The organism is Fodinibius halophilus, from assembly GCF_011059105.1.
Classification (GTDB): domain Bacteria; phylum Bacteroidota; class Rhodothermia; order Balneolales; family Balneolaceae; genus Fodinibius; species Fodinibius halophilus.
Map to the genome: position 1 here is coordinate 237,315 of NZ_JAALLS010000002.1, position 20,349 is coordinate 257,663.

General features: G+C 42.1%; 22 protein-coding genes. 19 read left to right on the forward strand and 3 right to left on the reverse strand.

Translation table 11 applies throughout. The features are described from left to right. Positions 1 to 55: 55 nt before the first annotated feature. The 11 genes from G3569_RS02750 (at position 56) to G3569_RS02800 (ending at position 10,759) form a co-directional block, all read left to right on the forward strand. Complete coding sequence (locus G3569_RS02750) at positions 56 to 796, forward strand: 2-phosphosulfolactate phosphatase (protein WP_165265843.1); 741 nt, start codon at positions 56 to 58, stop codon at positions 794 to 796. Then, on the forward strand, positions 780 to 3,311 hold the full coding sequence (locus G3569_RS02755; RefSeq protein WP_165265845.1) for a DNA translocase FtsK: 2,532 nt from the start codon (positions 780 to 782) through the stop codon (positions 3,309 to 3,311). The genes G3569_RS02750 and G3569_RS02755 overlap by 17 nt, the downstream gene beginning before the upstream one ends. Further along, positions 3,286 to 3,921, forward strand: coding sequence for a LolA family protein (locus G3569_RS02760; RefSeq protein WP_165265847.1), 636 nt, complete (start codon positions 3,286 to 3,288; stop codon positions 3,919 to 3,921). The genes G3569_RS02755 and G3569_RS02760 overlap by 26 nt, the downstream gene beginning before the upstream one ends. 18 nt (positions 3,922 to 3,939) lie before the next feature. Further along, positions 3,940 to 4,971, forward strand: a complete 1,032-nt coding sequence (locus G3569_RS02765) for a lysylphosphatidylglycerol synthase transmembrane domain-containing protein (protein ID WP_165265849.1) — start codon at positions 3,940 to 3,942, stop codon at positions 4,969 to 4,971. Positions 4,972 to 5,115: 144 nt separating this feature from the next. Further along, the gene (locus tag G3569_RS02770) at positions 5,116 to 6,837 is read left to right on the forward strand and encodes a TonB-dependent receptor (protein WP_165265851.1); all 1,722 of its coding nucleotides are present in this window, start codon (positions 5,116 to 5,118) and stop codon (positions 6,835 to 6,837) included. Between the two features lie 6 nt (positions 6,838 to 6,843). After that, positions 6,844 to 7,047: an HU family DNA-binding protein gene (locus G3569_RS02775; RefSeq protein ID WP_165265853.1), complete on the forward strand. Its 204-nt coding sequence runs from the start codon at positions 6,844 to 6,846 to the stop codon at positions 7,045 to 7,047. Next, positions 7,044 to 8,153, forward strand: a complete 1,110-nt coding sequence (locus G3569_RS02780; protein ID WP_165265855.1) for an SPOR domain-containing protein — start codon at positions 7,044 to 7,046, stop codon at positions 8,151 to 8,153. Before G3569_RS02775 ends, G3569_RS02780 begins: the two co-directional genes overlap by 4 nt. A gap of 24 nt (positions 8,154 to 8,177) precedes the next feature. Next, the gene (locus G3569_RS02785) at positions 8,178 to 8,918 is read left to right on the forward strand and encodes a MotA/TolQ/ExbB proton channel family protein (RefSeq protein WP_165265857.1); all 741 of its coding nucleotides are present in this window, start codon (positions 8,178 to 8,180) and stop codon (positions 8,916 to 8,918) included. Continuing rightward, positions 8,918 to 9,328 (forward strand): ExbD/TolR family protein, encoded by a 411-nt coding sequence (locus tag G3569_RS02790; protein WP_165265859.1) that lies wholly within the window; start codon positions 8,918 to 8,920, stop codon positions 9,326 to 9,328. The genes G3569_RS02785 and G3569_RS02790 overlap by 1 nt, the downstream gene beginning before the upstream one ends. 18 nt (positions 9,329 to 9,346) lie before the next feature. Beyond that, the gene (locus G3569_RS02795; protein WP_165265861.1) at positions 9,347 to 10,168 is read left to right on the forward strand and encodes an energy transducer TonB family protein; all 822 of its coding nucleotides are present in this window, start codon (positions 9,347 to 9,349) and stop codon (positions 10,166 to 10,168) included. A gap of 384 nt (positions 10,169 to 10,552) precedes the next feature. Further along, positions 10,553 to 10,759, forward strand: a complete 207-nt coding sequence (locus G3569_RS02800) for a TrkA C-terminal domain-containing protein (RefSeq protein ID WP_165265863.1) — start codon at positions 10,553 to 10,555, stop codon at positions 10,757 to 10,759. A 273-nt stretch (positions 10,760 to 11,032) separates the two neighbouring features. Here the strand turns inward: G3569_RS02800 and G3569_RS02805 are convergent, their stop codons facing one another. Beyond that, positions 11,033 to 11,221 carry a helix-turn-helix transcriptional regulator gene (locus tag G3569_RS02805; RefSeq protein ID WP_165265865.1) on the reverse strand — a complete coding sequence of 63 codons (189 nt, stop codon included), beginning with the start codon at positions 11,219 to 11,221 and terminating at the stop codon, positions 11,033 to 11,035. Between the two features lie 95 nt (positions 11,222 to 11,316). Here G3569_RS02805 and G3569_RS02810 point away from each other — a divergent pair, with 95 nt between their 5' ends. Next, positions 11,317 to 11,946, forward strand: a complete 630-nt coding sequence (locus G3569_RS02810) for a helix-turn-helix domain-containing protein (RefSeq protein ID WP_165265867.1) — start codon at positions 11,317 to 11,319, stop codon at positions 11,944 to 11,946. Positions 11,947 to 12,046: 100 nt separating this feature from the next. Beyond that, on the forward strand, positions 12,047 to 12,667 hold the full coding sequence (locus G3569_RS02815; protein WP_205719997.1) for a hypothetical protein: 621 nt from the start codon (positions 12,047 to 12,049) through the stop codon (positions 12,665 to 12,667). A gap of 92 nt (positions 12,668 to 12,759) precedes the next feature. Here the strand turns inward: G3569_RS02815 and G3569_RS02820 are convergent, their stop codons facing one another. Further along, on the reverse strand, positions 12,760 to 13,365 hold the full coding sequence (locus G3569_RS02820; RefSeq protein WP_165265869.1) for a plastocyanin/azurin family copper-binding protein: 606 nt from the start codon (positions 13,363 to 13,365) through the stop codon (positions 12,760 to 12,762). A gap of 231 nt (positions 13,366 to 13,596) precedes the next feature. Beyond that, positions 13,597 to 14,568 carry a DUF4097 family beta strand repeat-containing protein gene (locus G3569_RS02825; protein WP_165265871.1) on the reverse strand — a complete coding sequence of 324 codons (972 nt, stop codon included), beginning with the start codon at positions 14,566 to 14,568 and terminating at the stop codon, positions 13,597 to 13,599. Between the two features lie 168 nt (positions 14,569 to 14,736). Here G3569_RS02825 and G3569_RS02830 point away from each other — a divergent pair, with 168 nt between their 5' ends. The 6 genes from G3569_RS02830 (at position 14,737) to G3569_RS02850 (ending at position 20,227) form a co-directional block, all read left to right on the forward strand. Continuing rightward, the gene (locus tag G3569_RS02830) at positions 14,737 to 15,588 is read left to right on the forward strand and encodes a proline dehydrogenase family protein (protein WP_165265873.1); all 852 of its coding nucleotides are present in this window, start codon (positions 14,737 to 14,739) and stop codon (positions 15,586 to 15,588) included. 3 nt (positions 15,589 to 15,591) lie between these two features. Beyond that, the gene (locus G3569_RS02835; protein WP_165265874.1) at positions 15,592 to 15,966 is read left to right on the forward strand and encodes a DoxX family protein; all 375 of its coding nucleotides are present in this window, start codon (positions 15,592 to 15,594) and stop codon (positions 15,964 to 15,966) included. Positions 15,967 to 16,012: 46 nt separating this feature from the next. Next, positions 16,013 to 18,166 carry a hypothetical protein gene (locus tag G3569_RS02840; protein ID WP_165265876.1) on the forward strand — a complete coding sequence of 718 codons (2,154 nt, stop codon included), beginning with the start codon at positions 16,013 to 16,015 and terminating at the stop codon, positions 18,164 to 18,166. Between the two features lie 516 nt (positions 18,167 to 18,682). After that, positions 18,683 to 18,832 (forward strand): hypothetical protein, encoded by a 150-nt coding sequence (locus G3569_RS18310; RefSeq protein ID WP_205719998.1) that lies wholly within the window; start codon positions 18,683 to 18,685, stop codon positions 18,830 to 18,832. A 323-nt stretch (positions 18,833 to 19,155) separates the two neighbouring features. Continuing rightward, the gene (locus G3569_RS02845; RefSeq protein ID WP_205719999.1) at positions 19,156 to 19,662 is read left to right on the forward strand and encodes a ferritin; all 507 of its coding nucleotides are present in this window, start codon (positions 19,156 to 19,158) and stop codon (positions 19,660 to 19,662) included. Next, positions 19,655 to 20,227: a DUF3267 domain-containing protein gene (locus G3569_RS02850; RefSeq protein WP_165265880.1), complete on the forward strand. Its 573-nt coding sequence runs from the start codon at positions 19,655 to 19,657 to the stop codon at positions 20,225 to 20,227. The genes G3569_RS02845 and G3569_RS02850 overlap by 8 nt, the downstream gene beginning before the upstream one ends. The last annotated feature ends 122 nt before the right edge of the window (positions 20,228 to 20,349 follow it).

A 20,349-nucleotide genomic window follows, 5' to 3' on the forward strand; every position in this document is an offset into this window, starting at 1 on the left:
TTCCAAATTTACGATTCATTAATTTTTTTGAAGAAATACTTGGCACCATTTATTTATGATTGATACACTTGATGTTTTTTCATCAGCCCATTCTTTCCAGGAAGAGGACCTCCGCGATAAAACGGTGGTAATGATTGATGTATTACGGGCCAGCTCCACTATGATTACTGCTCTGCACCATGGAGCCAAAGGAGTGATTCCGGTAGGAGACATGGGAGATGCGGGGAAAATTTCGCATAACCTTGACTCTGAGAGCTTCATGCTTAGTGGCGAAAAAAATGGCGTAAAGATTGACGGGTATGATCTTACGAACTCGCCCTTGGAACATACCGGTGAGAACGTCGTTAATAAGACTGTGATCTTAAATACGACCAATGGTACAAAGGCGATAAAGCGATCGGGTCATGCTAATCGAATCATTATAGGAGCTTTTTTAAACCTGGCTACAATTATTGATCATTTAAAAGAGGTCGACGAAGAAGTAGTATTGGTTTGTGCGGGCTGGCGTGGGCGACTTTCCTTTGAGGATTTACTTTGTGCTGGAAATATTATTTACGAACTTAGTTCAGGAAAGCTCTCTAGTAGTGCACGGGATGCGGTAAAAGTGGCTTTTGGTCTTTATGAAAAATTTGCTGATGATATAGAGGGCAGTGTTAAGTCATCAAATTACGCAGAACGGTTAAAAGATGTTGTCAGCGAGGAGGATATCTCTTATTGCTGTCAGCGTAGTACGCTACAGGTACTGCCTGTATTAAACGAAGGAATTATTACAGATTTCAATGACAAAGAAAAATAGTTCGGGAAATTTTTTGGGAGGTCTTTCAGAATCCCGAAAAATGGAAATATTAGGGATTCTGATCATGGCTGTAGGCGGTCTGATAGGCCTTAGTATTATCAGTTATGATCCTGCAGACTTTACCCTTATACAATCGCTTTCCAGCGATAGCCTCTTTATGCTGGATCAGGGGCCAGCCCTGCGTATTCAAAACTGGTTGGGCGTTATTGGTGCATACCTGGCACATTTCTTCGTATATCTCCTTTTTGGGTATATGAGTATTATTGTGCCACTTATTATTCTGGGGTATGGATGGTTTATATTTCGAGACCGCGATATTGCCCAGATGTTGTGGCCTACGGCTTACGGTATCTGGAGCATGGTTTTACTCTCTAGCATCCTGGGTTGGTTTAATATCGAATATGACTGGTATTCCTCGGTATGGAATGGCTCGGCCGGGATCGCTATTTCACGTATCTTGCAGAATATTACGGGTATTGGATCCATTATTATCCTTTCAGTATTGCTGTTGACCACATTGTTGGCACTGCTGGATCGTGACCTGCAACAAACGGTTGAACGCTTTAAAGAGTGGATAGCAGGAATTAAAGCCTCGTTTGCAGACTGGCAAGAGCGTCGGCAAGCCAAGAAGGAGGCTAAGCGTGAAAAGAAGAAACAGAAGGCGAAAGAAAAAGAGATCAGGCGCCAGCGCAAGGCCGAGAAACAGGCAAGTCAAAAGAAAAGCTCGTCTGAGCCTAAAACAAATTCGACTCCCAAAGAACCGGAGGAGGATTCAAAGCCTAAGTCAATTGATGAAATTGTAGAGCAGTCGCAGCAACAAGATCGTGAGCGAATAAAGCGCGAGCAGGAAGAGGTACAGTCGCTGGACTCTCGACCCCGGGCCGATATTGAGAAAAAGAAAATTGCCGAAGACGAGGAAGATGATGTTGATATCTCAGTATATGTGGGCGAAGGCGATGAGCAGGCTGATGAGAAAGAGCTCGACAAGCAGAATAAAGATAAGGCCAAAGAGATACCCCAGGTTAAATACAAATTTCCGACAATTGATCTGCTTGATTCGCCTCCCAATGAAGGCAATGATGTTGATCTGGAAGAGATCAAAGAGAATAAGCGTATTATTCTTGATAAGCTGAAGCGCCACAATATTGAGATTCGGAGCATTAATGCTATTGTAGGCCCCACCGTAACACTTTATGAGTTGGATCCGGCACCGGATGTCAAAATCAGTAAAATTGAAAGCTACGCCAATGACCTGAAGATGGCGACTGCAGCCAAAGGGTTGCGTATTATGGCGCCGATCCCGGGTCGTTCGGCCGTTGGTATCGAAGTGCCTAACGGTTCGCGAGAGACCGTATTTATAAAATCTGTTATCAATACAAAGAAGTTTGTGGAAAGTGACCATGAACTGCCCCTGGCCTTTGGTAAGACGATTGAAAACGAGGTGTTTATGGTGGATCTCACCAAGATGCCTCACCTGTTAATTGCAGGGGCTACAGGTTCGGGTAAGACAGTGGGTATGAATACAATTATTACCTGTCTACTCTATAAATGTCATCCGGATGACCTGAAATTTGTGATGATCGACCCCAAGAAGATTGAGCTTTCGCTTTTTCAAAAGATTGAAGACCACTTTTTGGCTACCTTGCCCGGCGCCGAAGAGCCTATTATTACCGATACTGCTGCCGCACAAGAAACCCTGGAAAGCCTCACCAAAGAGATGGATGAGCGCTATGATCTGCTCAAGGATGGTATGGTGCGCGATATTCGATCGTATAACGAAAAATTTGATAACGGTGAGCTCGATGAGGAAGAAGGTCATCGCCACTTGCCATACATCGTAGTGCTTATTGATGAGCTGGCTGACTTGATGATGACGGCAGGGAAACAAATTGAAGAACCAATTTCTCGCTTGGCACAGCTGGCACGAGCAGTGGGTATTCACTTGGTTGTAGCTACCCAGCGCCCTTCAGTAAATGTTATTACCGGTACTATTAAAGCGAACTTCCCGGGACGAATTGCTTACCAAGTAGCGTCAAAAGTTGATTCCCGGACGATTTTGGATACGGGTGGGGCCGACCAGCTTATTGGTCGCGGAGACATGCTCTTTACCAACGGCGGTGGTATGACGCGTATTCAGAACGCTTTTGTTTCTACAGAAGAGGTAGAGAAGATCACCGATTTTATTGGGAAGCAGAGAGGATATAATAAAAAGTACGAATTACCTGTTCTACAAGATGAAACTTCTTCGAGTGGCGATATCCCCGATCCACTGGAAGATATTGATGAACTTTTCGAAGCTGCAGCAAAAGTTATTGTGCTGCACCAACAGGGTTCGGTATCACTGTTGCAGCGAAAGCTAAAGATTGGATATAATCGAGCCGGACGAATTGTTGATCAGTTATTTAATGCGGGCATTGTAGGGCCTTACCAGGGAAGTACAGCACGTGATGTACTAGTTGAAGATGAAGAGGAATTAGAACAATTATTAGATGATCTGGACGAGTTTGAACGATAATATTTTTCGTTTTCTATTTGCAGTATGGTTTCTGGCAGGATACTCAGTAATAGTTAATGCACAAAACACTCATTTCGATAAGCTCAAACAAAAGTTTGAGCGGGGTGAGGTTTTTAAAGCAGCATTTAACCATGAGTCCATCGATTCCTATACCCAGGATACGGTATCAAGCCAAGGTAAAATTTGGGTTGGACAGCAGCGGTATAAAATCAGAGGTAGCAACCAGACGGTGGTGGTAGATGGCCAAACATCGAGGGTGTATGATGACAGGCGGAACCGATTAATTATTAGTAAATATGAGCCACAGGAAGATGATTTTGCTCCTTCCCGTATATTGAACGGGATTGATTCAACGTTTGCAATTAAAACACAGCAGAAACGTAATAATCAGATTTATATACAGTTGGTTTCTGATGATCCTTTTGCGATCTATAAAAAGGTAGAGATTTATCTTTCCGAGGCATTGATACCTCAAAAAATTCGTGCTGTTGATCCGGTTGATAATATCATCACCACACGCTTTCAAAATGGAAAATTTATGGAGCCTCAAAAAGGATTATTTGTGTTGGAGTATCCGCAAGAGGCTGAAGTTGTTGATATGCGTAACTAGCGTTCTAAAATATTTATAATGTACAAACGACTACTGAAAATAGGCCTCGCACTCATGTTGGGGGCGTTATTTATGTGGCTGGCTTTTCGCAATGTGCGGCTTCAAGAGGTTTGGGAGTATTCAAAAGATATTCAGTTTGGCTGGATTATTCCTTTTGCAATCTCCGCACTATGTAGTCATGTTGTTAGAGCAGAGCGGTGGCGCCTGCTTATCGAGCATGATAAAAAAGAACTCGATCGCGTTACCCTAATATCAGGGGTACTGGTCGGGTATTTGATGAATATTGTGGGGCCTCGTCTCGGAGAGGTTTCTCGACCGGTGTATGTGGCTAAAAAAGAAGGACTGAGCACGTCTAAGTTGATGGGTACTATTGTGCTCGAGCGGATCATTGATGTGATAGTTATGGGTTTTCTGATGTTGGTGGTATCCGTGTATTTGATCTCAGACCTGAACTTGCTCAGGCAGATTTTTGGCGACCAAACTGTCAACTTTCTCACCAATGAATCTAGCCTTATCACTTACGGTTGGGTTGCTCTCTTTGTATTGTTGATGATAGGTTGTGCTTATATTGGCATAAAGCTGATACTCTATTTGGGCACAAAGTTTGAAACGCTCCAGGTGTGGATCGATCGAGCTAAAGATGCTCTTATCTTGTTTAAAGATGGGGTGTTGGCGGCGCGGAAGGTACAGCGGTGGTGGCTTTTTATAACGCTTACCGTTCTTATCTGGTTTTGTTATACCTTAATGACCTATATTCCTTTCTGGATGTTTGATATGCAGGAGGTTTACGGCCTTGATATGCTGGATGCCTTGGTGATAACAGTGATTTCTGCTATCGGGATAGCGATCCCTTCCCCGGGTGGTATCGGTACGTATCACTACTTTGTAAAGCAATCACTTTTGGTTCTGTTTGCCGTTCCTGCTGTAACGGGTATCGCCTATGCTACGATAACGCATGCGGGCATGGTGATTTTTGTAGCCAGTATTACTCCGTTGTTTCTATTTATTGATAAATGGCGCGCGACTAAAGCGGGGAAGCCAATATTTTAGCAATCTTCTACTCATTTTTACGTTTATTGAAACAGATAGACGCAGCTTCGGTATAAAACAGCGAATTGAGGCATTATTCGTTGCCAAAAAATTAGTACCTTTACATCTGATTTTTCTCCGTATAAAAGTATGCATCAAAATTTCATGAAACGCTCTTTTTTATCAGTATTCGTATTATTGCTCACTATTGTGGCTGCAACGGCTGTTAAGGCACAAGACCAGCAATCGGGAGAGGGGTCACTGCTGCCCGAAATTGATCCACAGGATATTGAAATTCGAAGTCAGTTTAAGGCACGTTTCCCGGGATTGCGTCGCCAGCCAATTCTTGGTTTTGATCCCACCCCGCGAGTCTATCAGGTAGACCCCAATCGCATGCCTTTTATGGAAACTGCCGAGCAAGTAGTGGCGGATATGCCGGTAAGCAACCTTTCGCGACCAGAGGCACCAGCTTATGTCCCTCTGCACTATTCCCCTGATATCAACATGTTTAGCCGAGCGGGTATAGGTAGTTTTATGAGCCCCGAAGTTGATTTTTGGGGTGTTCGCAGGCTGACCTCCAAAAGTTATATTGGTGGTGATTTAGATTACAGTTCATCATCAGGGCATCTTGATAACCAGGAAAGCAGTTTTCGATTTTTGAATGCAACAGGGGAATATGTAACCAAAATTAGTTCTAAAAATCGCATAGGTTTTCAGCTTGGAGTAGAAAACAGTTTTAACAATATGCCCAACTTACAAGGTTTAGGAACCTTGGATAACGCACGCAAAAAGTATGGAGGTTTTAACCTGAATGCTGATTTTGAGCATTTCAATAATACTATTTCCGGGTGGAACGTGCAGGCTAATATGCGCTATTACAAAATTGAGCTTTCCAATGCAGGAAATCTTTATACCGGTTCCAGCCAGGAAGAGATATACAATGGCTCTGTTGCAAAACGTTGGTCAGGCAGTAATGTTGATGAGACCTTTACTGTTAAAGCTGGAGCAAAAGTCGGGAGATATGATAATAATACGATAAATCCCCAAGACTGGTTGACAGCTCAGGCAGGTGTGGTTTATGATCGACTTTTCAACTACAGTACCAAGGTCCACGCTGATGCCAGTATATACTATACGCAGAATGGATTTACAGACGCGGTGTATATTGGTCCGTCATTAAAAGTAAAGCATCCGTTTATGGAAATGCTGACGCTGACATTGAAAGCGGAAGCAAAACCCAATATTAAAAGTATTCAACAGTTACATTCAGAGAATAGATTCCTGGCTGTAAATAATAACCTGCGACATTCATATAGAATTAACGGATCTGTTGAAGCTGAGCTCGAGTATAATGAGTTGGGTTCAATGAACTTTGGCGTACAGTATACGAACACAAGTGATCGTTCTGTCTATATACGACAAGATGGGGGGCGTACTACTGTGAGTGGAGAATCATTGTATGACTTTTACAGTACGACTTATGCAGATACCTATACAATGCGAGCTTTTGTTGGGGCTACTCACCAGATTGTGCCTGAAAAGCTCTGGGTTGATGCAAAGTTTTATATGCAGTCTCCTCAAATTAAAGGTGGAGATCGTATCCCATATGAAGAAAAAATTGGTCTGAAGTCTGGAATAAGCTTTCGCCCATTGGAACAGTTATCAATTGAAGGGTGGGGTGATTATGTAGGATCACGACAGACCTTTCAAACCAATGAAGAGTTGAGTGGATACTTTTTGTTGGGAAGCCGGGCGGATTATCAGATTACTGACCGTTTTGGTGCTTATGTTAAATTAGTAAATTTACTAAATCAGGAATACGAAGTGTGGCAGGGTTATACCGAGCGTTCGTTTCAGGCGTACGGCGGTATAACAGTAAAATTATAGATGGTGATGTATAACGAATTTATAAAAGCATTTTCTGAAGTAGTGCGTGAAGAAGTTATGCGTAAAAATGAGGTACAGGTTGATGGTATCGGTTCTTTTCAATTTAAGCATAGAAAACAGTTTCAAAAACAGTATGATAACGGAAGAGTTGTGATGATGCCACCCAAAGATACGATCACCTTTGAGCCGGAAAATAACCAGGGGATATGACCATCGATAAGGAACAACTAATAGAACTGCTTGTTGAGAAAACCGGGTTAGAGCATGACCAGGTTAAGGGACAGCTTTCAAAGTTGATTCAACGTATTCAGCAAGCAGCCGAAGAAGGGAAAACCTTTGAGATTGAAAATTTCGGTACTTTTGGTATGGAAGAGGGTGTACTGCAATTTACGCCTGCCGATAGATTAGAAACAGAGATCAACAATAAATATGCCGGTATGAAGCCTATTGAATTGATAGGTGCTTTTAAAGAGCCGGAGGGAGATGAGATCCCTGATGTTTCTGAGATGGAAATTGAGCAAGGTGAGAAAGCCTGGAGTTTTGACAGGGATGCTGCCGAAGAAGAGGAAAAACAGGCAGAACCCGATAGTGAGCCTGTTCCGGAGCAGGCCGAAATTGAAAAGGTTCCCGGGCAAGAGCCCGTAGATGAAGAAGCACAGGAAGAGTTTGAGGAGTTGATTAACGCCGATCAGGTGGATGAGGCTCAACCATCCCCGCAAAAACAAGAAGAAGCTACGGATGAACCGGTCGTTGCGAAAGGTGAAGACAAGGATCCCATCGGTCGGCTCTTGATAGCAGCAGTAGTTCTGTTAGCTGTGGGGATAGGAAGTTTGTTGATGTATGATATGGGAATGTTCCAGGAGTTAGGGTTGACCAATAAGGAATCTCCCTCTCAAACAGCGGAGCAGTCACAAGCCTTGGATAATACTGATCGCGATGAAGATCGTACAACAGAGCAACCGGTTATTCGTTCGGAACCTAAAGGGAAAGATCCTGTATCTAATGGTGAGGGTGCCAAAGAAGCTCCCGGAGATAATCAGCAGGGATATGGCTTGGAAGGTGAGTTTAACCCATCGGTAAATAATGGCTATATGATTGTGGTACACTCAATGCGAGATAAGCAGCAAGCAAAAGCCAACAGACAAGAGTTAAGAGAAAAAGGCTATCGAACATCTATTAATGAGGCAAGTGTACAGGGAACAACCTACTACCGGGTTGGCATCGGGCAGTTTGAAACGATAGAAGATGCCCAAAACGCGATTAGTAAAATTCCCGAGCCATATCGTAGCAATAACTTTATTAAACGAATTCAATAATTTCAGCAACTAGGCAAATAAATTATGCAAGTGTTACTTTTTATATTTATTCAATCTCAGGCAGATACTTCCACAGCTGCTGATACTTTAGGTTTAGCTGCTCAACAAGAAAGCATGTCGATGTTTGAGCTACTTGCCGAAGGGGGAATCTTGATGATTCCACTATTTATTTTATCACTGGTAGCTATCTTTGTGATTGCCGAGCGTTGGCGCTCACTCAATAATTCGCGCATAGAAGTAGATGGTTTTTTACGGACGGTAGGCAGTATGCTTAAGGATGGTGATCGCCAGCGTGCACTTACCTATTGTGACGGTATTGATAAACCATTGGCTCGTATTCTCAAAGCCGGTATCAAGCGGTTGGGACGCTCTATTCGTGATATTGAAGATGCCATCCATAATGCAGGTAAAAAAGAGATTTTTCATCTGGAAAAACGGATGAACTGGCTGGCTACTATTGCCGGTGTTGCTCCTCTCATTGGCTTTACCGGTACGGTTACCGGGATGATCGAGGCCTTTATGGATATACAGTCGTTACAGGGGAATGTGAATCCCAGTGTGTTGGCCGGTGGTATCTGGGAAGCGCTTATTACTACTGCAACAGGGTTAATTGTTGGTATTATTGCGTATGGATTCTATAATTTCTTGCTCGGGAAAATAAATCGCACGGTTCATGAGTTAGAAAATGCTTCGGCCGATTTTATTGATATGCTGCAGTCGCCTTCAAAGAATAAAAAAGATAAAGATCGACAGAAGGTAGGATAATGAACTTTAGAGAAGATAATGATCGTATGGAGCCGTTGACGCTGTTTTCACAGTCGTCGCTTACGGATATTGTATTATTGCTGCTTATTTTCTTTCTGTTGACCTCTTCTTTTGTTACCAACTTTGGGATTAAGGTTGATATCCCCAAGGCCGAAACAGGAGCACAGACCGAGTCGCAGATGATTACGGTCGCAGTAACGAAAGACGGTGAGTTTTTTGTCAATGGTGAGCTTACAAGCAGTGGAATGCTCGCCTCGGCTTTACGTGAAGCAAAGTCTGATCAAGGGCAGAACACCCTTGTATTGCGGGCTGATAAAGAGGCCATTATCGATAATGCTGTTCGGGTAATGAATATTGCCAAGGCCCTGGAGCTCAAAATTGTGATGGCCACGGAACAGGCCTCCAGGTAAAAGGAACCAAGTGAATTTATGGAGCTTCCAAACTTTAAAGAAGAAGATCAGTTTGCACTCACCGTAACGGGAGGGGTACATATTGCTCTGATAGCATTTTTTCTGCTTTATACATTCTCTATAGAAGCGAATGTACGCCCGTCTTTTATTGAAGTTGAGTTTGGGGAGTTTCAGTCGGGCACGCCTACCCAGCAGGCCGAACAAAAGGCCGAGCAGGTGGAAACTCGTCCCAACCCCTCGGAAACAGAGCCGGAAGAGCCTGAGCCAGAAAAGCCTGATCCGGTGGAAGAGCAAAAGTCTACTACCAAAGAAACTACCAAGCCGGTAGATGTGCCTGATCAAAAAGAGGAAGTAGAAGAGGAGGAGGTTAAAACCCCCGAAACGGATAAGGTAGATCCCCAAAAAGAGACCTCTACTGAAGAGAAAAAAGAGGTGACGGTACCTCCGAAGACGGAGAAAGATGAAGTACAGCAAGAGGGAGTTAAAACAAGTGGCGACAAAGAAGGAAATACCGGGGAGCGAAATGCTGACCAGGGGACCGGGAATGAACAGGAAAAATCGGCCCCTTACGAGTTGAAATGGGAAGGCGATATCGAGCGTAACCCCATGGTTCAGCCACTACCTACGAATACTACGGATGCCGAGGCTACCATTACCATTCGTTTTGAAGTAAAACCTGATGGCACGGTTGGCCGTATTATTCCGCTTAAAAAGATGAACCCGGAACTGGAGCGCGAAGTGATGAAAACGCTGCGTAGCTGGCGTTTCTCTCAATTGCCTTCCGGAGTACCTCAGCAATCGCAATGGGGAACCATTACTTTCCGATTTGTGCTTGAATAAATGGACTTCTTATAGGCAGAACTTTCTGCCACCAGGCCGCAAGCAGGTGGGGCATATTATTTTTCTGGATCGAAGTATCGACCCGCTTGTTGGCACTATTTCTGGTTTTGGCACATTGGCTAGCTCTCGTATTTAAGAGTGTTTTTTAGATTTTGATATTTGGGATGATTAGCCTTGCCGTAATTATGATGTGGGAAAGTAAAATTACGGCCTATGATCCCGGCTATAAAACAAAACTGTATCCATGGGTACAGATAATCGGGAATTTTAACCCCGGTGGTTCTTATCACCAACTCGGAAGCCTTCCGGTGGGGCTGCCACAGGAGGGATTGAATTGGCAGATACTGAGGAACCTGTTTATGCGGTATTTGTACCGAAGATCATTTGGAGATAGCCTATCCCATAAAAGAATATCACGACAAGAAAATTGGTGATATCCCTATAGACCGTGACTGCCATATTGAAATTATCAAGAGAAATGGAGGCTTGATAGTACCCCATGGCGATACAGTACTGCAGGCCGATGACAGGCTCACCATTGTTGGTAAAAAAGAGGCTGTTCAAAAGACCCTTTCAATGTTCGAGACTTAAGTTGTGCCTAGAGGTCAGGAGTAATGTTTTTTGATAAAGAGATATGGGAGTATTGAAACCCTAAATAAGATCAGTTAGTGTGCTATCCACTTGGAAGGGGGCAAAATCAAAATTTGTCTGATTTTTTTAGAATAGCCGTTCTTTAGACGCTATAACTATTTATGCCCCTGTTATAAGAGTATTCCACCTACACTTCTTTGGAAAAAGGTTGTTTTATCTATTATTTGTAGAACAGCAATTATTTTGATTTGGCAAATTATAGCCAGCTTTTAACTATGAGTTTTGTTCTTCTAACTCTTCAATAGCTTCAATCAAGGGTTCTACGCTCCCCCTTTTCAGACGATTATTAACCGCTTGAGGGGTGATGCCAAGATGTTCCGCAATCATTTTTTGAGATACGTCAGCATCAATCATCATTTTCAACACCTTTTTCTCGGCTTTATTTCTATTTCTTTTTTGCATTTCTTTTAAGTTTAAACAATGTTTATTTATAAATTAATATGTAAATTCATCAATTCACATATTGTGAACATATATAATACAGCTATTAAACGAAAGTGAATACTATATTAGAACGTATTAAGGAAGCTTATCATTTGGAGACAGATGCCGATGTAGCAGATTTTTTAGAAATGAATCCCAGTACCCTCAGTATGCAAAAAAACAGGGGACGTATAAATCTGAGAGTTATTATTGATAAATGTTGTGATATTAACCTGAACTGGTTGCTGCATGGCAATGGTCCTATTCGCACACTTGACGACGAGAGTTCTATACATGTACCGGTATACTCAGGGGATATGCTGAACCAAAATGGTAACGAGCTTTTTAAAGACGAAAACAAACTCGGCTGGCTTAAAGCAGAAGGAGATTTTTTAGAAGGCATGGATAATGGATATGCTAATACTGATTTACTGGGATATCTTATTTCTGATTATCCTGTGCCTCCCACACTTACTAAAAATGATATTGCAATAATTAGCAGGTCAAATATAAAAATGGAAGAAGGGATATATTTAGTGAGTGTAGACAGTACAGTGGCGTGCAGGCGTGTCCAAAGGCAATCTAACGGTAACTTTGTAATACGGGATAATCATTTAACGGAAGAAAATATCACAGTACACGATGATCCAATGAATACTTATATTCTTGGTAAGATGGTTGGGGCTATGCAGAAAAACTGTTAGTATTTCTGTCATATGATAAAAGGAAGTATCTTGAGATAAGCTCCTTTTTTATCATATTGTCAAAACAAATAATCTAAAAGGTGAATAAAAAATTTAGGGAATGGTCTTTAAAAAGGGATTAATCTTAGTAATAATTTCAGTTATTTGCACTACAATAGGAAATGCACAGACAGCGGTTCATTCGAAGGATAAACAGATTAAGGCAGCTGTAAAAGCAGCACCTGCAGCAGAAAGGGCAGAAGCTACAGTATTCGGTTACAGTGAAAAAGGTGAGCTAGTTAAATTTCGGGAAGGTGATAATTCCCTGGTTTGCCTGGCTGATGATCCCAATCAGTCGAACTTTCACGTTGTATGCTACCATAAAGACCTGGAGCTATTTATGAGCAGGGGGCGGGAACTGAAGGCGAAAGGGTATTCGCGCAAAAAAGTTGATAGTCTCCGTAGAAAAGAGATTGAAGCCGGTAAACTGACGTTACCAAGAAAGCCTATGGCGTTATATTCGTTAACAGGCGCAAAAGATGCTTACGATTATTCATCGGGAATGATAAAAAAAGTTTCTCCACTGTATGTTATATATGTTCCCTATGCAACGGAAAAATCTACTGGGCTTTCAAGCAAGCCTCAAATAAAGGGAGCACCATGGCTTATGGAACCCGGCATGCCGTGGGCACATATTATGGTTATGGGTACAAAAGAAATTGGAAATGGTATAAGAAACTAGTTGAATTTTCTTGGTAGTTAATAGTTGGAAAAAATAAAAAAGCGGCCGGGTTATCGGCCGCTTTTAATCTTAGTAAAAAAGAGAAGTGGAAATTATCCTTCTTCGCCACCCGTCTCTTCAGACCCTTCAACTTTTAGCATGCCTTTCATACCGGCAGCATAGTGTCCCGCAAAAGAGCAGATATATTCATAGTCACCGGGCTCTTCGGGAGCGGTAAATGTAACTTCTACAGTTTCTCCACCTGCTGCAAGCCCTGTCTCGGCAAGAATTTGATCCTTTTTGTCAGCGGGGATGTAATCATTGTCTTTAGCTTGTGATGCTGCAGTTGCAAAAGCCTGACCATCGGCTTCCATCGTCAATAGTATCCAATTGTGAGCCATGGCGTTTGCCGGAAGGTCGCTTTTTGTAGTCAGCTTAATGCGAATCTCTTCACCTGGTTCTGCAGAAATACTTTCCAGTAACAGGTTTCCATCACTGCCTACGGCATCACCAACAGTGATTCCTTCTTCGTTCTCTTCAACTACAAATTTCATTTGGTTAGTACCGATAACTTCGATAGTACGTACATTGTCGTCACTCGCCATTTCTGTTTCCTCAGATTGGGCAGGAGTTTCGGTTTTCTGTTGGTCACCAGATTCTCCTCCACATCCGATAAAAAGCATGAGGGAAAGAGCGATAAGCGTGTGTAATAGTTTCATAATATTTGTGCGTTTATTTGTTTTAAATTATGTGATATAGACGTAACAGAGGTTATTTAATAACCATTCAAGATACCGAATTTGAGATAAGGATCCGAACTCTTCCGCCTTTAAAAGCTTCTTTGAATATGCAACCTTCAGAAGCAGTAGCGGAGGCTATTCGAATGGTGAAAGGCAATAAAAAAGGACCAAGAGCTTAACTTGGTCCTGGTAATATAAGTTGCAATATCATTAATGAAAAGACAACGAAACAGTACCGCCAGAAGTTCGGGCTTTTAATTGTGCGCCGCCTCCGTTCAATCGTCCTTTAACTTCATCTTCTTCAATCTCGCCAGAGAGGTTTTCAAGCTTGGAACTTACGTAACTGCCCCGCAGGTCAAGGTCTAACCCCAAGTTACGATGAACAGAGATACTAATATTTCCACCACTGGTACGAAGACTAACAAATTGGTCGATAGATGTTAGATCTGCTGTTATACTACCACCGCTCGTTTTTGCATCCACACGGCCGTTAGTATTAGCAAGATCTATATATCCACCACTGGTTTTTACTGCCAGTTGGCCATTCGCATTATTGACATTTATGTGTCCGCCACTTGTTCGGGCTTCCAGATCGCCTTCAATATCTGTGATATTAATATGACCTCCTGAGGTTCTGGCATCAATGGTTCCTTCAAGGTTTGCTAGTTCAAGATGTCCGCCGCTGGTTGAAAGGTGCTGATTACCCATTAGGTTTTCGATATCTATATGTCCCCCACTTGTTTCCAGGTCGGTGCTAATCTCACGGGGACTATAGACAACAAAAGAAATTGACAGGTTGTTGTTCTTGCCAAATAAACTCCATCCGGATGATCCTTCACGTTTGGCAACAGCTCGCAGTGAATTGCCAGACTGGGAAATATCAATATCCCATTTGTCGATATCCGTATCCTCAGGCAGTAAATTACGTCCATTCTTACTTACATACATTTCTATACGCGCTTTGGTAGAAGAACGCCCCTTAACCGTTATATGTCCTCCGGAAGTTTCAACCTCAAGGTTTCCCGGACTGGTTATATCAAAGGTATCAACTCGATAAGGTTCATCCTGTATTTTCGACAAAGAGGCAGAAGCCATCGAGGTGCTCATGAGTGCCAAGGTAAACATTAGTGCAATGAACAAGATAAGTGCTACTTCTGTTAAATATGATTTTCGACTAGTCATAATATTACCTGATATAAATTGGGGGCTGGAATTCAAATCTACAGTATGACCATATCTGCCACAGGTTTCATTAAATTGTTTTTATAGCGCGTTTTTGGTAGGAGAGATGCTATCAATTCATTATTTTCAGTCAGCTCCAATATCAGATAAATATATTATTAGCACACCATGAAGTTACCATTTGCTCTCGCAAAGCGATTTGTTGCCGGCGAATCTTTTGAAGATGCCAAACCAAAAGTAGAAAAGCTTAATAATAAAGAGATAAAGATTACGCTCGATCTTCTGGGTGAGAATGTAGAAGATCGCGAAACGGCCGATGAAACGGTAGAGAGTTATATTGATCTGCTAAAAAGTATCAATGCCGCAGGTCTCGACAGTACGATCTCAATTAAGCTTACGATGATGGGGCTGGATATCGACCGAGCGTATTGCAAGGATAATTTATTCCAATTATTGGATGTAGCTCGTGACAACGATCAGTTTGTTCGTATTGATATGGAAGGTACGGACTATACCCAGGAGACCATCGATCTTTTCACAGAAGCTTTTGAAGAGTACGGAAAGCATGTGGGTATCGTAATTCAGGCATATTTACATCGAACAAAAGAAGATATTGATGAACTTGCCGAGCTTGGTGCAGATGTGCGAATCTGTAAAGGCGCTTATAATGAGCCGGCTGATTTAGCGATTCAGGATATGGATAAAATCCGTGAATCATATAAAGAATGTACAAAGGTATTGCTCGAGAAAACCGATTATCCTCGTATTGCTACTCATGATGATGAACTGATCGATTGGGTAAAGGCCTATGCCAAAGAAAATGATATCGATAAAGAGTGTTTCGAATTCCAAATGTTGTATGGCCTGCGACAAGATACTATGGAGGAGTTTGTTGAGGATGGCTACAATGCTCGTATTTATGTACCATTTGGAACAATGTGGTTCCCCTATTTTAAACGGCGGCTCATGGAACGAAAAGAGAATATCTGGTTTGTGCTTTCAACGATGTTTAAAAAATAACCTATGGGTATTTCTCCAGAAATACATCGTTATATTATAGCTGCTGCTTTTGTTGCAGTAGGGATTTTACACTTCATTAAACCCCAGCTTTTTGTCCGGATTGTTCCCGATTTTGTTCCCTATCATTTGGCTATGGTATACATAAGTGGGATAGCAGAAATATTAGGGGGTATCGGCATCTTGCTCACCCAAACAAGATCGTTAGCTGCATGGGGATTAATCTTATTACTGTTAGCTGTTTTTCCAGCTAATATAAATATGACTGTTATGTCTGTTAAAGAAACGGGATTTACCTCGTTGTATAGCATTGTAACTATCTTGCGTTTGCCTTTACAGTTTGTGCTTATCTATTGGGTTTACTGGGCTTGTTTGCGGTAAGCAAGCTACTCTCGATTCTTAGTCTTTACTCTGTTACATTATTTCCATGTTTACGATAGACAGAAGTTTTGCAACCCAGATCGCAGGGCCTATTCTTATTGGTACCCTGTTGCTTTTTGTACCTCTTTTGGGGGACTTCCATTTTGAGTCGGCCCTCCTGGCTTCTCTGATTGGATGCTTTTGGGCAGGCACCAAAGCATCAAAAAAAAATCATGCTGCCGGTGACTTCTTTGATGCCCTTCGCATAGGATTTTTTTTGTTTTTGATGGGCACCCCGCTACTGGTAAATGCTATATTTACGGGATGTTTTAGTATCCACGGGCTTGGTTTTTGGTTGATCTTCCCCTTGCCCAGTATTTTTTTCGGCTATTCGATAGGGCGTTTATTTCGGCAGTGGAATATTTCGTATGCAGCAACACTAACATTTTTGCTGCTCCTGGTGGTAGCGGTTGGCATTTTTGTTTATGAACTGCTGACATACCCCCAAGTGTACTTTTTTAATCATGTATGGGGCGGTTGGCCGGGCCCAATTTATGATGAAATGGTTGTTGTTACCGATGCAGCCGTCTTTTTTCGATTACTTACCATACTTTGGGCGCTATTTATCTGGCATATTCCAACAGTTGGAAGAGACAAGTATTCTGCCTGGATCGTTGGTTTTGCTTCAATTTCTATTGCACTCTTTTATCCACAGTTGCCAGAAATGGGAGTTGTATCACCTCCGGCGCATATTCAATCTGAGCTAGGAGGCGCCCATTCCACAAAGCATTTTGAGTTGTATTATGATCGAGATCACTACAGTAAGCACGAAATCCAACGGATAGCTAAAGAGCATGAATTCTATTTTAGCCAGATTGTAGAAAGACTTCAATTAACTTACCCCGATAGCAGTAGAATAACGAGCTATTTATACGGTCATCCCTGGCAAAAGAAAAAACTGGTAGGGGCCAAATTTACCAGTTACGTACCGGTGTGGCTTCAACAAGACCAGCTACATATTGCCAAACAGCAAATCTCCGGGAGCCTCAAACATGAGTTGGTACATGTACTAACGAAACAGTTTGGTAATGATCTGTTTAATGCCAGCTGGAGTATAGGATTAATTGAGGGCCTTGCCGTTGCAGTTGCCGGCGGTTCTTCATCAACCTCTACTATCGACCAGATCGTAGTATCAGAGAAGCCATATCCCACAGCAAAACAGCTTGAAAATTCATTTTCATTGAAAGGATTTTATGGCGGTCGTTCAGGGATTAACTATATCACCAGTGGATCTTTTGTTCGTTTCTTATTGGATAAATATCCAGTAAAAGATATAAAAGAAGCCTACCGGACAGGTGATCTTGTTAATTCATATCAGGCAGACTGGCAAACACTTGCGAAAGGGTGGCACCAGCATTTAGACTCAGTGCAGGTTGATTCGTTGGATGAACAAACGGCAGCCCGAATATTCGGATACCCGTCACTTTTTGAGCAAGACTGCCCCCATGTGGTTTCTGATTTTATGGCCTCGTGGGATCGATACCGATACGCGATGGCTACAGAAGACACTACTAGAGCTTTGAGGGCGTTAGATCAGGCTGTTGCTACAGGCGACAGTGTGCCCCCAATAAAGGCCGAATGGAGTTTCCGCCATTTGGTAATTAGCGACCTTGGTTTAGTGCAGAAAGCCGCCTCACTGCAAGACACAACGGTAGACTTACAGTTACTGTATGCTGATGCCAATATAATGACAGGAGATACGGTACGGGCGAAAAAACATTTAACACGAGCTAAAAAACTATTTGCTGAAAAGCCCGACTCGTTACTGGAGCCAGCTCTTGCTGTTCGAATGAATAAAAAGCATTGGGCCTTCTATAGGACATTGCGATATAACAACCAATTACCGGATGCTACCCGTTTTTCACGTATGCACTATCGTTCTAAAACTCGGAGTATTAAAAAAGCTATTACCCAAGAACATTGGCCGTTACTTACTGCCTATTCCCGAGAATTACTGAGGCAACCAGTAAAACTTCGTTATTTTGACTCTTATCAATTGCTCATTCATGAGCTTGCCGCTTTGGAAGAACAGGCTCTGGCCACGTCACTCTTAAAGAAAGTTCAGGGATTAGCACTACGGAGACGATTTAAAGAGAGATTAAAGATCGAAAAAGAGTGGCTGCAATTTTTAGAATCAGATCGGGAACCTAGCCTGCAATGAATATGTTATTGATCGCTTGATACTGAAATAGATATAGCCAACTGCAAGCAGGGTTGGATATATTTTACCGGTAAAAGCTGGTAAAATATTTTGGTGAGAAAGGATTTATAGGTAGGTAAAAAAAGAGAGGGAGAACGGTCAGGTTCTCCCTCACAAGGGTATTGGTAGGTTACAACTGTTAAAAAACAAGGTAGTATCAGTAATGCTGATACTTTAAATCATTTCAATTCAGCAAATAATATATTGTTTGGTGCAATTGTGTTTTAATGGAATACAAAAACCTATAGCTGTTAATTAATCACAAGGTGAAGCACAATTACTCTAAAACCATTTCGATATCTTTTGAGATACAAAATATATTTTGTGTTTGTTTATTTCGGTTAGATCCTTTTAACAAAGCCCTTTTTAAGTAATTTATAATATTAATTAGATCGTATTAATATTATCGTTTAATTCGAGATTCGTGATTGCGAAGGAGGGTCACGGAGCTGCCGGCCGAATCATTTCTAGGGACCTTTGCAAAACCAGGCAGTCATCCTGAATGTAATGAAGGAACTCCCTTTCAACGGCAGCAGATGGATACGGGAGATTCTTCGACAAGCTCAGAATGACGAAATAAAAGGTTTTGCAAAGCCCTCTTCTAATTATACCTTTGCTCTGAGATGATAGAGTATAACGATGTTGATACTGTTCAAATTAAAATCCTTGTAACGTTTGAAATGCAAGGATTTATCATACGGCTGTATTAAAGAAATAGCTGCTGTTATTACTGGAGAATCATCACAAGTACTTAAATCGATTCATAAGACAGAGAAAACAGGGGGGTACTAAAGGAGATGGTGATATTCGGGGGATTCTTATTTATAATACAGCAACAAAAGAGGAACCCGTAATCTGGCTGAGCAAGTTCCCGCTTTATAGCGGGGCGTTTGGAAGTAATGGTTCATCACAGTGGGCAACAGAAGTTTCAACACTAAAGAAGAGTATTTATGGGTATGATTAAGCAAAAGGTACAAAATGAGATCAATGATCAAATACAAGCTGAGTTCCAGTCAGCCTGGCTTTATTTAGCCTATGCGGCCTGGTTCGAGGAGAAAAACCTGGAGGGGTTTGCTCATTGGATGCGGATGCAGTGGCAAGAAGAACAAGCCCATGGTATGAAATTCTATAACCACATGCTAAGCCGGGGAGGCACGGTTGAGTTGCAGGCGCTTGATAAACCTGTAGCAGATGCTGAAGAGTCAGAAGAGGTTTTTGAAAAAGTACTTGAGCATGAGCGTTATATCACCAAGCGAATTCACAGTCTCTATGATCTTGCCAAAAGTGAGGGAGACTACCCACTGCAAACACTGTTGCACTGGTTCATTGATGAACAGGTTGAAGAAGAAAATGCCGAACGTATTTTAGAACGGTTAAAACTAATAGGTGATGACAATGCAAGTTTATATATGCTAGACCAAGAGCTGGCCGGAAGATCGGAAGAGGAAGATGCCTGAAGAATATACATTGAGCTTCCAACAGGCCAACTGGTACGGCCTGGCTCTTTTTATACCTCTTACGTCGATATTGGTGCTGCCATATGCCGGTATGTACGGTTGGTCAACTTTGGTTAAAGATCTAGTCTTTTTTTTGCACGACTTTCCTCTTTTCTTGGTGTCAGTAGTTATTGGTACTATCGCCCATGAATTGATTCATGCAATATGTTGGGTACTGCTGGGGAATATTCCATGGTCGCATATCCATTTCGGGTTTAACTGGAAGGCTTTGGCTCCCTATGTTCATTGTCCTGATCCGGTAGAGGTTAGTAGCTATCGCTGGGGGGTAGCAATGCCCGGTATTATACTGGGGCTGATCCCTTATCTTTATGCCCTATTGTTTCATCAGGAGTGGTTGTTGGGTTTTAGTCTCTTTTTTACTCTTGCTGCCGGTGGTGATATGTTAATTCTTTGGTTATTGCGAAGAGTCAAAAGGGGAAACAGGGTACAGGATCATCCAGATTTAGTTGGTTGCCGCCTAATAGATTCTGATACAATGACTGGTACTGGTGACGGTGGGTCATAGACCTTAAAGGTGATTTCTATCAGCTTTAGGTAAGCTAACTCAGCTTAGGCTAGGAATAAAAAAGCTAATCTGGTTAAATCATAAAGTAAGGAAAATAGGGCAGCTTACGTGAATAAGTAATT